12 protein-coding genes are annotated in these 12162 nt (G+C 51.3%); 1 reads left to right on the top strand and 11 read right to left on the bottom strand.

From position 1 onward, the window contains the following. Positions 1-86 precede the first annotated feature (86 nt). From A0W33_RS02755 to A0W33_RS02730, 6 genes are all read right to left on the bottom strand, one after another. Positions 87-500 (bottom strand): hypothetical protein, encoded by a 414-nt coding sequence (locus A0W33_RS02755; protein WP_068836751.1) that lies wholly within the window; start codon positions 498-500, stop codon positions 87-89. 187 nt (positions 501-687) lie between these two features. Next, positions 688-1734, bottom strand: coding sequence for an LLM class flavin-dependent oxidoreductase (locus A0W33_RS02750; protein WP_068836750.1), 1047 nt, complete (start codon positions 1732-1734; stop codon positions 688-690). Positions 1735-1940: 206 nt separating this feature from the next. After that, the gene (locus A0W33_RS02745; RefSeq protein ID WP_068836749.1) at positions 1941-2579 is read right to left on the bottom strand and encodes a WG repeat-containing protein; all 639 of its coding nucleotides are present in this window, start codon (positions 2577-2579) and stop codon (positions 1941-1943) included. A gap of 145 nt (positions 2580-2724) precedes the next feature. Beyond that, positions 2725-3075: a nuclear transport factor 2 family protein gene (locus A0W33_RS02740; RefSeq protein ID WP_068836748.1), complete on the bottom strand. Its 351-nt coding sequence runs from the start codon at positions 3073-3075 to the stop codon at positions 2725-2727. Between the two features lie 211 nt (positions 3076-3286). Beyond that, on the bottom strand, positions 3287-4591 hold the full coding sequence (locus A0W33_RS02735) for a M20/M25/M40 family metallo-hydrolase (protein ID WP_068836747.1): 1305 nt from the start codon (positions 4589-4591) through the stop codon (positions 3287-3289). Between the two features lie 113 nt (positions 4592-4704). Next, complete coding sequence (locus A0W33_RS02730; protein ID WP_068836746.1) at positions 4705-5256, bottom strand: GNAT family N-acetyltransferase; 552 nt, start codon at positions 5254-5256, stop codon at positions 4705-4707. 166 nt (positions 5257-5422) lie between these two features. On the opposite strand from A0W33_RS02730, the gene A0W33_RS02725 reads away from it, so the two are divergent. Beyond that, positions 5423-5986: an RBBP9/YdeN family alpha/beta hydrolase gene (locus A0W33_RS02725; protein ID WP_068839889.1), complete on the top strand. Its 564-nt coding sequence runs from the start codon at positions 5423-5425 to the stop codon at positions 5984-5986. Here A0W33_RS02725 and A0W33_RS02720 read toward each other — a convergent pair. The 5 genes from A0W33_RS02720 to fabG all read right to left on the bottom strand — a co-directional run bounded on the left by A0W33_RS02720 (position 5967) and on the right by fabG (position 11944). Continuing rightward, a complete protein-coding gene (locus tag A0W33_RS02720) occupies positions 5967-6386 on the bottom strand; it encodes a hypothetical protein (protein ID WP_068836745.1) in 420 nt (139 codons plus the stop codon). The genes A0W33_RS02725 and A0W33_RS02720 overlap by 20 nt on opposite strands. Positions 6387-7205: 819 nt before the next feature. Continuing rightward, positions 7206-7889 (bottom strand): pseudouridine synthase, encoded by a 684-nt coding sequence (locus tag A0W33_RS02710; RefSeq protein WP_068836743.1) that lies wholly within the window; start codon positions 7887-7889, stop codon positions 7206-7208. Positions 7890-7924: 35 nt separating this feature from the next. Then, positions 7925-8491 carry a GNAT family N-acetyltransferase gene (locus A0W33_RS02705; RefSeq protein WP_068836742.1) on the bottom strand — a complete coding sequence of 189 codons (567 nt, stop codon included), beginning with the start codon at positions 8489-8491 and terminating at the stop codon, positions 7925-7927. A gap of 369 nt (positions 8492-8860) precedes the next feature. Continuing rightward, entirely contained in the window at positions 8861-10942 is a 2082-nt protein-coding gene (locus tag A0W33_RS02700) for a vWA domain-containing protein (RefSeq protein WP_068836741.1), read from the bottom strand. 255 nt (positions 10943-11197) lie between these two features. Then, positions 11198-11944 carry a 3-oxoacyl-[acyl-carrier-protein] reductase gene (fabG, locus tag A0W33_RS02695; protein ID WP_068836740.1) on the bottom strand — a complete coding sequence of 249 codons (747 nt, stop codon included), beginning with the start codon at positions 11942-11944 and terminating at the stop codon, positions 11198-11200. Positions 11945-12162: the final 218 nt, after the last annotated feature.

The raw sequence follows: 12162 nt of genomic DNA, 5'->3' as shown, positions 1-12162 counted from the left end.
AAATACGGCAGACACAGGCTGTTTATGCCTGCGCCTGCCGTACTTGTATTTGTTCTGATGGACTGCTGCCAACCCTCAACTTGAAATTACTTGTTGAGAGGAGCCCCAACCGGAATAGCGCAATCGTGGCCGGGCTGCCCGTGCGGCGGGTTCATGCCCGGTGCTGTGGCACCTGCCTGTGGGTTAAACTGAGGCACCGTCTGTCCGGGCACAACCGGGTTCAGGCTGGGCTGCACGGGGGTGCTCAAAGGTGCTCCCACCGGAATATCGCAGCGGTGGTTGGGCTCGCCGTGTGCCGGGTTTACGGCTCCTGCCGTGGCAGTGCTGGAAGTCTGCGTTTGCGGCATGTTAAGCGGCTGGCCTGGCGTAGCAGGTGTGGTGGCTGTTGCAGGCGGCGGACTTGCTGTAACACCATCGTTATACTTGGTGTTCTCGCCGCCAGAGCAGCTTAGCAGAAACAAAGCCGAAGCGGAAAGAACAAGGCTTGAGATAAATTTCATATTCGTCTGGATGTATGTTGCAAAATTAATTCCCGGGTAACTGCCTGTCTGGTTGCTGATGCCTCCAAATGAAAAGCCATCAAACCAGGTATAGAGCCGTGAATGAGACAACAAGATAACCAAAATTCCGGTTCCTGCTTCTACCTGCGCCCGCTCGCTGCCGGGACTGTTTAAAGATTAAGCTCCTTTAAACCTCCTGGGTAGCTGTTTTGCGCTCAACTTTTTTAAACAGGTCGGCCAAAATTTCATAGGATCGGAGCCTGGCGGTGTGGTCATACATGGTGGAGGCCACCATGATCTCGTCAACCTGTGTCTCGTCTACAAAAGCCTGAATTTCCTCCTGCACCGTGGCCGGGCTGCCCACAAACGAATAGCGCAGCATCTGGCTCACCGCGTAACGCTCCGAGGCATCCCAGAGGCCATTCATGCTATCCACCGGCGGCTGCAAAGGATGTCCCGTTCCCCTGATCACGTTCAGAAAAGCCCGGTACAGGGAGGTGGACTGGCGGAGCGCCTCGGCATCCGTGTCTGCCGCAATCACATTTACACAGGCCATGGCGTGCGGCTCCTGTAGCTGCTCGGAAGGCTGGAAGTTGTCGCGGTATACTTTCAGGGCTGCGTGCAGACTGGCTGGTGCAAAGTGGCTGGCAAAGGCATAAGGCAAACCAAGTATGGCGGCCAGTTGTGCCCCAAAGGTGCTGGAGCCCAGCAGCCAGATCGGGATATCGAGTCCTTCACCCGGTACTGCCCGGACAGGTGAATTTTTGTTTTCGGAGGACAGGTAAGTCTGAAGTTCCTGCACGTTTGTCGGGAAATCCTCTCCGGCACTGCCAATGTTACGGCGCAGGGCCATGGCAGTGCGTTGGTCGGTGCCCGGCGCGCGGCCCAGGCCAAGGTCTATCCGGCCCGGGTACAGCGAGGCCAGTGTGCCGAACTGCTCTGCCACCACCAGCGGCGCATGGTTCGGGAGCATGATGCCACCGGAACCCACCCGGATGGTGGAGGTGCCGCCGGCAATGTAGCCGATCAGCACCGAAGTAGCCGAACTGGCAATGCCCTGCATGTTGTGGTGTTCCGCCATCCAAAACCGCGTGTAGCCCAGCTTCTCCACATGCTGCGCCAGTTCCAAACTTTTTGGGTAGGAATCTGCCGCTGTTTTGCCATCCAGAATATGTACTAAGTCGAGGACTGAAACCGGGATGTCGGCTAATCTCTTTTGCTTATTTTCACTCATGTTGCTTCTCTTTAGAGATGAGGTAACAAAGGTATAGCGTTTATTGTTTAAACACTGTTGCAAATAAAGATGGAGGGATGGGGAGAAGGTAGTGGGTGTCAGTTAATGATTGATGCGCCGATGTTATTAAGTATAATGTTTTAGTATAAAACACGGTGAAGGCCGTAGGCCGAGATGAAGTTTATAAAGCATTGGCCATAGTACTTCTATTCATCAGGCATTTTCCAGCCTATTTCATGCATAATCTGCTCAAAAGTATAGGCCCCGATTTTTATTAAAGTGCCTTTATCGTTGATGTAACCATACTTATCACAAATAATGGAGGAATGATTGCAGTCTGATTCATTTGCATGTTTGTCCGACGGCACTTTTTTGCAATTCTTGCCTACTATTGCTTTTCCTTTATGAAAAGAGGTTGCGACTTCAAATTGGGGTTCAATGATAATTTCACCTTTAAGGTCAGCATAGCCGATTAAATTATCGTTATCTACTATTCTGATTTTGTTATCGACAAGGTAGTCAGGGGATGGCTCCCCTGAACTTGCATTGTAGACGTTAAACAATACTTTTTCCTCAGCGTTGATTGCTGTCCAGCCAGGGCCATCATCTAAACCTGCTCTTAGACCGAAGATTGCAAAATAGACATACTCATCAGGGTTGAAACACACAAAATATTTCTTAGGGTCAAGCTTGCGTATGAGTTTTCCATTTTCATCTACCAACGAAAATAGTTCTTGCCAACCGCCAGTTTCTTTTACTACCACTTTGAACTTTTTTTGCCCATAGGTGGTGCCAACTCTTAGTAAAAGAATCAAGGCAAATATAAAGTGTCTTATGCCCATCATAAATGTATTACTGCCAACGTACTTGGCTAAAAAGCGTTTTGAACGCTTTTTAGGTGTTGTTAGGCGTTACTTTTCTAATATGTAGCTAGTCACTATTAGGGGTGATTTCTCCCAATGATCATTGTAACGATGGTGGTTTGCACTTTTAGTCAGTCTTGATAACGAAAGCCTTTAATTCAGCCATCTTACCGTCGCGAAATCGCCAGACGTCACAGTATGAGTAGTCAGCCATTTTCCCGTCACTGTTTTTTAATCTGATTTTGCCGAGGGCTGTAACAAAATCACCTTCAGAGATTAAATTTTCAACCATAAACTTCGGTGGTTCTATGTACGCCGTGGCCATGTACCGTCGAACAGCTTCCTTCCCTCGTAAGGTCTGGTCACCTACAAAAGTCCATTCTGTGTCGTCGGTGCAGAAAGACAGAAATCCTTCATTGTCACCCTCAGTAATAGCTTCGTTCGCCTTTTCTAGTATTGCTTTATTATACTCTACCATGCGAATTCCTTTATTTTAGGTTTAAGTTAATGCTGTAAGTATGGCAAAATGATTTTTAAGAGATATAACCCGCTCTAATAAAATTATTTCAGGTACTCTATTTCAATGTTAATATGAACAATGATTACAAAGTGCCGCCTAACTATAGTATAGCATGAATACTACTCCTGCTAGCCGCCCATTACAGCCAGCTAGCAGGAGTAGCTGTTAATTACCGCACCTGCGATTTATCAACCCTGGTTGGTGTATCTTCTCCGTTCACTACTCCCTGCGAGGCCAGGGCGATGGCTTTGATCATGTTGGTGAGGTGCGCCATGTCCAGCTGCTCCAGCTCGTCGTTTACGGTGTGGTAGGTTTTATCCTGGTCTATCTGCACCGACGAGATGGTATGGGCAGGTACGCCGAGGCGGGCCAGCGTGGCGTTGTCGGAGCGGTAGAACAGGTTCTGCTCCGGGTACGGGTCGGGGTGGATGCTGTAGGTGGTGCTTTCCAGGCGTTTCTGCATCAGCGTGCCTAAGTCAGAACGCTCGAAGCCGGTGAGGTAGGCGCTGTTCGGACCAAACTTAGAGGGCTTACCCACCATCTCAATGTTGAACATAGCTACGATCTCGTCCGGGTTTAGCTGCTGGGAGAAGTATTTGGATCCAAAACCGCCAATCTCCTCGGCGGCAAAAGCTACGAAAATGAGCGAACGCTCCGGCTGTGGCTGCTGCTTGTAATAGTCGGCCAGCAGCATCATGGCCGTTGTTCCGGCTGCGTCATCGTCGGCACCGTTGGCGATGCTGTCGCCGTCCACTGCTTTTTGGATGCCGATGTGGTCGTAGTGGCCGGAAAACACCACATACTCGTTTTTGCGCTTGCCCTCGATCATGCCTGCCACGTTGGTGAGTTGCAGTTTTTCGATCTTGTTCTCCACCTCCAGTTTATACTTCTTAGCGTTTTCCTGAGCTGTGAGCACAAACACTTTGCTGCTGCTGTTATCATCCAGCTGTTGCTTCACGCTGCCCTCGCCCATGTAGTGCTGGTAACGCCTGAAAATCTCCTCGTGCTTCGGGTGCACCAGTACCAGCACATCCTGCTGCTCCTTATTCAGCTCACCCAGGGCAGCCCGGAAATCGTCGTTCTCTCCAATGGATACCACCTTCTGCTTGCCTTTTTGCTTCCACTCCAGCTCCTTCTTATCGGTGATGGCAAACATGTCGCCCGGCTGAACTTTCTGCCCGTTGATCTTTGCCTCCTTTTCCTCCGGCTTCACGCGGTACATGGCAAAAGTTTGCAGCAGGTCGTCCTCACCGGGCACAGGCTGCAGGCCAATGCGCTGGAACTCGCTTTGAATGAACTGCGCCGCCTTCTCAATGCCCGGGGTAAAGGAGGCGCGGCCCGCCATGTCGTCGGCGCTTAACGTGGAGACGATGCGGGTGGCTTTGTCCTGCGTGATGCTGCTCAGGTCTTGCGCCGAAGCTGTAAAAATGGAACCGCATGCCAGCGCAACCAAAGCAAGTTTTAAATTTTTCATGTGAGGATTGATCTTAGTACAAGTACGGAGGAAGTCTTTTGAGTTGAAGCCTTCTAGTATGTTCTTCAAATATATCTTTTTCTGGGAATAATGTTGGCGAAATTAGGGAAAGATCAGCGTTTAAACTCACTGCGAAGCAGACTGTATACCTGCAGATCATGGAAGGAGCCGTTGAGCAGTTCGCCCTGGCGCTGTATTCCTTCAAACGTAAAGCCTAATTTTTCTGGGATTCGGCTGCTGCGCATGTTGCCAACGCCCACGCGCAGCTCTACCCGGTTCATCTGAAGCTTCTCGAAAACAAACCGTAGCAACGTATGGCAGCACCGGCGCATAATGTCCTTGCCTTGCTTGTCCTGCGCCAGCCAATAGCCAATCTCCAGCTTCTTGTTCAGGGTATCAATGCCTTTCAACCCGATCAGCCCGGCCACCTTCTCCTCATGTACAATGTTGAAGACCAGTTCAGACTTGTTAGTTGATACGTAGGTGAGAAAAGCCTCTGTATCCGCTGCCGACTGGCTGAAATCAATGAAAGGGAGCCACTCACGCAGGTATTCTCTGTCGCGGTCAATGATATCATAAAGTGCTGTGGCATCGGCAGGAGAAGCTTTGCGCAAGTATAAATCCTGGGCAACGGGTAGTTGCAGTGCTAATGGATCAGTTTTCATAGTTCAGTAGGGGCAATGTCTAAACAAGGTAGATTTTTCGTCCTTTACTTGCAAAGAAATGCTCGCAGCTGTTCATGTTTTAAAGTAGGTGAGGCAGCACGTTGGAACAAAAGAGAGCCGAAGCAGCGCATTCGCGTATAAAAGCCCGATAGCAAATCAGAAAAACATGCAACACAGTACCGTTATACTTGTACCCGGTTTAGGAGACTCTGGTCCGCAACACTGGCAGACCCTCTGGCAGCAGCAGTATCCGCAATTCAAACGTGTGCAGCAACGAGATTGGGAAGCACCGGACCGGCAGGAGTGGGTAGCGACGCTACATGCTGCTGTGCAGGAAAACGAGCCGGGGCAGGTGGTGCTGGTGGCGCATAGCCTGGCTTGTGTCGCCGTGGCTTTCTGGGCGCAGCAGTATAAGCAAAAGATCAAAGGTGCCTTATTGGTTGCACCCGCAGACACAGAACAAGCTTCTTTTCCGGAGGGCAGCACGGGCTTTGCGCCTATTCCGATGGAGCGGTTGCCTTTCCCGAGCATCCTTATCACCAGCAACAACGACCCCTACATTAAACCGATACGGGCACAGGAATTAGCCGAGGCATGGGGCTGTCGCTACGTGAATATCGGGATGGCCGGGCATATTAACAGCGCCTCCGGCTTTGGGCCGTTTGAGCAAGGACTGGAATTGTTAAAAGGTATGGCCGGGCCGTTGCAGTCTAGCTCAGGGCATGGCTGAACATGGCGTCCCGTTCTGCCTGTGCCAGATGCTCATCCAGTTGCAACAGAAAGAGCATGTTTTGCTGGTGCGTAATGCGCTGCCTTAGCAAAAGTGATTGCAGGGTGAGCACAAAAGTCAGCACGCCAGGCAAAGCGCTTGCCCACCAATTAAAAGTATAGGCCTGTAGCACAAAGCCAAGGCTGATAGCGATGAATACAATGGCTGAAAAGAGGCTAAGAGGGTACAGCACCTGATGCATTTTAATATTAGTAGCCAGCCTGAGCCGTAACACCTCAATCTTAGTGGCCTCGGGCAGGTGAAAAGACTGTTCTTCGTGCTGCATCTTCAACCTGATTTCACTGCGCAAATCAAGGAGCGATTCCAGAACAGGAGCTTTAGAGGTGGTAGATGTATACATGGCGCATTGCTTTAAGTGGTTACGCTTTAAGAGATGACCAAATTTGGCAAATGGTTGCTTTCGCTAAATGAATTTGAAGTTAAAGTTTTGTTAAAATGATGCTTGTTGGGAGGGGGCAGGATGCTGTTTTTTCTAGTTCAATTTCGTTTGTCTTCCTGAAAGGATCTTAGCTGATGAGGCTTTTGGCCGATGCTCCCTCTCTCTGGCGCTTGTGTCCTGGTATGATGTTGAATTTGTACCTCGACTGGCTTGAAAAGCAATACTTGTGTAGCGGCGGCTACACTTGTGTCAGCCATACTTGCATAGTGGCTATACTTGTCACACTTCCTGGCGCAAGCGTCCGCTTGTGCCTTTAACTGCTTCAGCCACACTTGCATAGCCACTGCTTTCGCATTTTCAACCAAGCTATACTTCCTAGGTACCGTACATCCTCCAGCTCTCACTAACCCACTGTTTCACTTCCTGCTGTGGAGCGCTCACGGCCGCGGGGCCTCGTCCTCGGGCATCGCGCTGTGCAATTGAAGCTGCTCCTCGCTCCGCTGCGGGCTGCCCTTACGGGCACCGCATCAATTGCAAGGCGCTCAACCCAAGGACTGGAATCAGTCAGATAGCCACTGCTGTAGCTAATGCAACTGGTAGAACTGTCCCCTTGAGGGGACCATAGGGGGGTATATGCAAAAGCCGTAGCTATGCAACAAAGGCTAAGTCACCCTTTGAAGGGGGTAGGGGGATGTTCATACTTCTGCTGACTATTCCCCTCCTAGGAGGGGTAGGGGTGGGTTTATTCATTAGTAGAAATACACCTCCTCCTCAAACTGGCTAATTAATCTGCTTCCTAAAACCACCCTTGCCTCCTGGGCGCTTGCCTTTGTTTGCTGCGGTGCCGGTGCCTCTGGGCTTAAAGCCACTGTGGCCACCGCCGGTGCCGGCTTTGGCAGCAAGGCCTTTCAGTTGTTCTACTTCCTCAGGAGTCAGTTCGCGGTACTCGCCGGGCTGTAAATTGCCTAAGCCAAGCTGGCCTATACTTGGTCGGATCAGGCGGAGCGTTGGGTAACCAACGGCAGCGGTCATGCGGCGCACCTGGCGGTTCATGCCTTGTGAAATTTTGATTTCCAGCCACGAAGTGGGGATGTTCTTCCGAAAGCGGATAGGCGTGGAGCGCTCCCAAACCTGCGGGTCTTCCTCCAGGAGGCGCACCTTGGCAGGAGTGGTTTTGGTTTCCTTTATCTTCACGCCCAGCCGCAGCCGTGTCAGGGCCTCGTCGGTTGGCACACCATCTACCTGCACCCAATATGTTTTCTCCACTTTAAACTTTGGGTCCGAGAGGCGGTGCTGCATTGTTTTGTCGTCGGTGAGCAGCACGAGGCCTTCGCTGTCGTAATCGAGGCGGCCAACGGGGTAAACGCCCGGCACCTCCACAAAATCTTTCAAGGTGGCACGGCCTGCCTCGTCCGTAAATTGCGTGAGTACTTCGAAGGGTTTGTTGATGATGATGTATTTCAATTTCTGTCGATTTAAAGTATAAAAAGTGAAGAACCCTATGCAGGTTGCTTTGCCTGCCAATCTTCAAACTCCGGCTTCAGGAGCGAGAATGCAACAGAGTCTTCCAGCACGCCTTTTACATTGTAATGGTTGCGCAGCAGGCCCTCGCGCTTAAAACCGAAGTGCTGCACCAACTGCAGCGATGGTATATTGTAGGTAGCAATGAGCGCCTCCACGCGGTAAAGCTCCATCTCTTCGAAGCCAAAGGTAAGTATACGCGCCAAGGCTTCCTTCATCAGCCCCTTGTTTTTATACGTGTCATCAAACAGGTTGTAGCCGATTTCCGCACGCCGGTGGCTCCTTACCCACGTATGAAAGTCGCAGTTGCCGATTACCTGCTGTGTTTCCGGGTCTATCAAATGGAAGCCCTTGAACGTGGTGTAATACGTGGTAAGACCTTTTACGTAGCGCTCCTCCATGTCTGCAAATTCCTCATCCGACTTCAGCCCCAGGTAGTCCATAATCTGTGCCTTGGTTCGGGTTACAAAGAGCTGGTTAAATATCTCCGGCGTCAGCTCACGGAGCTGCAGGCGGTCGGTGGTGAGGACGGTGGGAGAGATCATAGTTTGGGTAGAAGGTGCCGTGGGTGTATGATAAATTTATACTTAAGGGCAAGCGTTGGGAACATGGTTACGCACTGGCGAAAGTGTACGCTTGTGCCTTGCGCCAGCAAAAATACGCTTGCTCCAGTTCTTTCTGTATTACGGGCACAGTTAAGAAAGGAGCCAAAGTGAGTAAGTTTCACTTTGCAGAGCCTTTTCCTTTCATTGTCATCTCGACGAAAGGAGAGATCCTTTCAATATTCCGGATCGATTTCCCGCTGCTCCCGAAATGACAGAAGTGGGACAATAAGCATTAGTAACGTTGTTCCACCACTTCGGCACAAGCGCACATTTGCGCCGGAAACCTATCTATACTTATATCAGGAAACTCTAATAACTGCCGTTATACTTGCGCACGAACCACTCCGCGCAAATCAGGCCGAGCAACAGGAAGAACAGCCATTTAAAGTCGACTATGTCATTCAATTCTTCCTGGCTGTAGATAACGGGCTTGTGATTAGCCTGGAGAATGTCCTGCTCCAGCTGCTGCAGCTGTTGTGGGTAGTATAGCCTGGAGCCAGTGTTGTTGGCCAGTTGGAAAAGCAGGCTATGGTCGGCCACAGCATTGAGTGCCTCTAGCTGCAGCTCTTCCACCACAAACTCTCCCTTGTCCTGCTGCTGCGAGCCGTTTATGCTGGCGCTGGCTGTGTACGTATAGCGCCCGCCGGGCAGGGTGCCGATGTTCACCCCGCGCTGGTCCTCGCCGTTGGCAAAGGTGAATGTCTTCGGCTCGCCTTCCTCGCCACTTACTTTCAGGGTAATGTTCTGCCCGTAAATCGGTTCCAGCGCCTCGTTATAGGCTTCGGCATTAAAATGGATTGCGTCGGAGCTGGTATATTCGGTCTGTACCGGGTACACGTTCAGGCGCTTCTTGTTGCGCGGAGCACTTAGGAGCTGCACCAGGTTCGTCATCAGCTGATCGTACACCTGCGGCTGCTCGTTATTGGCAGCTTCCTGCAGGCGCCACTGCCAGGTGTTAGAAGCCAGGAGCACGGCATCGCGTTTATTGCCGGATGTCTGCACCGTCAGCAGCGGCTTGGTGGTGCGCACCCGACCTACCTGCTGGTAAAGTATAACTTCGGTGTTGCGGGCAAGGCGAATATCCCCGAAAGGTACACGCGCCGGGGGAAAGTTCTCTAGCCTGTCTGCGGCATTCTCTGGAAACTGAAAGTTGTTGAAGCTGGAGTTCGGCACAGCGGTAACCTCGTCCGTCTGTCCGGTGCTGATCACGTTAACGCCAGCGTTCAGGCGGTTAAAATTCGCCATGTCAGACTGCGGCCCCAGGATGTAAAGCGCAGGCAGGTTTTTCCGGCGCACCAGATTCAGGGCTGCCTCACCACCAGCCACACGTCCGGGTAACTGGTGAAGTATGGCGATGTCATAATCCTGCTGCTTCAGTTCGTTCAGGCCCGGAATAAAAAGCGTTGTCTCGTAGTTCTCGTTGGTCTCTATGGCTGTGCGAATGGCTTTGATGTCCGGGTGTGGGGCAGCAGCGGCTACAAGCACCTTGATTTTTCCCTTCACCACATCAATGTAAGCATGCTTGGTATTGTTTAGCGTAGTAAATTCCCCTTCCACCGGCTGCACCTGCACTACGTAATGGCGCTTGCCCAACCCACTTGCCAGCACCTGAAACGGCACCTGCTGTATCGGCTTCTCCTTGCTTAGCAGCACATTTTTACTGGCGATGGTTTTACCGTTTTCCTGAAGTATAACCGTAGCCCTTCGCCCGTCGAGGCCCTGCTGCTGCAACTCCACCTCTATGGGGAAGCGGTTGCCGCTGTAGTTAACCTTATTGTAGCGCAGCGAAGCCACCAGCACATCCTGCTTCGGCACCGTATCGCCCACGGCAACAGGGTATAAAGTATAGTTGTAGTTAGAATAGGTAGGGGAGGTGCCCTGGTTCACGATGCCATCCGAAAGTAGCACCACGCCGGCCAGGTTCTGCTCGTCATGCGCCTCCTGTACCTGCTGGAGCAACTGGCTTAGGTTGGTAGTTTCGGCGCCGTACGTTACTTCATTTATACTTGGTGCGGCCTGTCCTTCGCCTAAGGTCTGAATGGCCGTCTGGTAGCCTTGCTCCTCCAGCCGCTCGCGCACCTGCTGCAAACCCTGCTGCACCGCCCGTAGTTGGGCAGAGTCCGAAAACAGCTCCACCGACTGTGAATTGTCCACCGCAAACACAATGGTAGGTGCCACCGTGGTATTGGAGGCATACCGCACCAGCGGCCCCATCAGCAGAAAGCAGAGCACGCTCACCACCACAAAGCGCAGGGCTGCCAACGCATAGTTGAGCGGTTTCGGCCAGGGAGCCTTCTTACTATAGAGCATCCAGGCGTACAAGGCGCCCGCTGCCAGGCAGGCAAGTATAAGCCAGGGAGAGGCGGTGGTTATCAGTCGAAAGCTGTTCAATGAATGCTGAATTAGAAATTATGAATTATGAATGAGTGGGAAAATACTCACCCTTCACGGCACGACATTTAACGAACTGTTGCTTGTGCCAGTTAATCTTGAAACTAAAGTTAAAACAAAAAGGCCAATGCTACTAACGTAAACGCAGCAGCATTGGCCTTTTTGAAGAATGATGAATTATGAATGCTGAATTATGAATTTCAGATTATGTAAGAAAAATCAATTTATACTTCATAATTCAGCATTCATAATTCTTTAGGTAAGCATGCCGCCGTCTACCTGCAGCACCTGGCCAGAGATGTAGGCCGATTGGTCGGAGGCCAGGAACACGGCTGCGTTGGCCACATCCTCAGGGGAGCCGCCGCGACGCAGCGGAATCGCCTTGCGCCACTCGTCCACTACTTTCTGGTCGAGTTCACCTGTCATTTCGGTTTCGATAAAGCCCGGGGCAATGGCATTGCTGCGGATGTTGCGGGAACCGAGTTCCAGCGCTACAGACTTGGTAAAGCCGATAATGCCCGCCTTGGAGGCCGCATAGTTGGCCTGGCCTGCGTTGCCCTTGATGCCTACTACCGAGGTGATGTTGATGATGGAGCCGCTCTTAGCGCGCATCATGTGCTTGGTGGCTGCTTTGGTCACGGAGAAGACAGATTTTAGGTTCACGTTCATCACGGCGTCCCACTGCTCCTCGTTCATGCGCATCAGCAGGCCGTCGCGCGTGATGCCGGCGTTGTTCACCACCACATCCAGCTTGCCGAACTCCTTTACCACGTCCTCCACCAGTTGCTCTGCCTGGGTGTAGTCAGAGGCATCCGAGCGGTAGCCTTTCACTTTACCGCCATCGGCGGCAAGCTCCTGCTCCAGTTGCTGTCCTTTTTCAACGCTCGACAGGTACGTGAACGCCACCTGTGCGCCCATCTCCACAAATTTCTGTGCGATGGCACGGCCTATTCCTTTCGATGCCCCCGTTATCAGGGCTACTTTTCCTTCTAATGCTTTCATAGGAGCCAAAGTTAAAAAAGATTTTCATAATCTGCCCTCACCTGAAAACTTGCTTCCCGAGCTTTTAAAAACAGCTGTTTCTGAGGCCCTTGTCCTCCATGTGGTAAAGGTGCAATGGAAGTTGAAAGTATGGCTTTTAAAGTAAAGATTACTATATATGGTTTATGAAAATTAGGGATAACCTATTTGTAATCTGATTATTGTGTGCGATTAAACTT

The sequence above is a fragment of the Pontibacter akesuensis genome (assembly GCF_001611675.1).
In the GTDB taxonomy this organism is placed as follows: Bacteria; Bacteroidota; Bacteroidia; order Cytophagales; family Hymenobacteraceae; genus Pontibacter; species Pontibacter akesuensis.
The sequence above is the reverse complement of the archived record's forward strand: the minus strand, read 5'-3'. Positions and strand labels throughout refer to the sequence as shown.

Coding starts and splice junctions, on each gene's coding strand:
- A0W33_RS02755 (WP_068836751.1), bottom strand. CDS start 500: ATGAAATTTATCTCAAGCCTTGTTCTTTCCGCTTCGGCTTTGTTTCTG.
- A0W33_RS02750 (WP_068836750.1), bottom strand. CDS start 1,734: ATGAGTGAAAATAAGCAAAAGAGATTAGCCGACATCCCGGTTTCAGTC.
- A0W33_RS02745 (WP_068836749.1), bottom strand. CDS start 2,579: ATGATGGGCATAAGACACTTTATATTTGCCTTGATTCTTTTACTAAGA.
- A0W33_RS02740 (WP_068836748.1), bottom strand. CDS start 3,075: ATGGTAGAGTATAATAAAGCAATACTAGAAAAGGCGAACGAAGCTATT.
- A0W33_RS02735 (WP_068836747.1), bottom strand. CDS start 4,591: ATGAAAAATTTAAAACTTGCTTTGGTTGCGCTGGCATGCGGTTCCATT.
- A0W33_RS02730 (WP_068836746.1), bottom strand. CDS start 5,256: ATGAAAACTGATCCATTAGCACTGCAACTACCCGTTGCCCAGGATTTA.
- A0W33_RS02725 (WP_068839889.1), top strand. CDS start 5,423: ATGCAACACAGTACCGTTATACTTGTACCCGGTTTAGGAGACTCTGGT.
- A0W33_RS02720 (WP_068836745.1), bottom strand. CDS start 6,386: ATGTATACATCTACCACCTCTAAAGCTCCTGTTCTGGAATCGCTCCTT.
- A0W33_RS02705 (WP_068836742.1), bottom strand. CDS start 8,491: ATGATCTCTCCCACCGTCCTCACCACCGACCGCCTGCAGCTCCGTGAG.
- fabG (WP_068836740.1), bottom strand. CDS start 11,944: ATGAAAGCATTAGAAGGAAAAGTAGCCCTGATAACGGGGGCATCGAAA.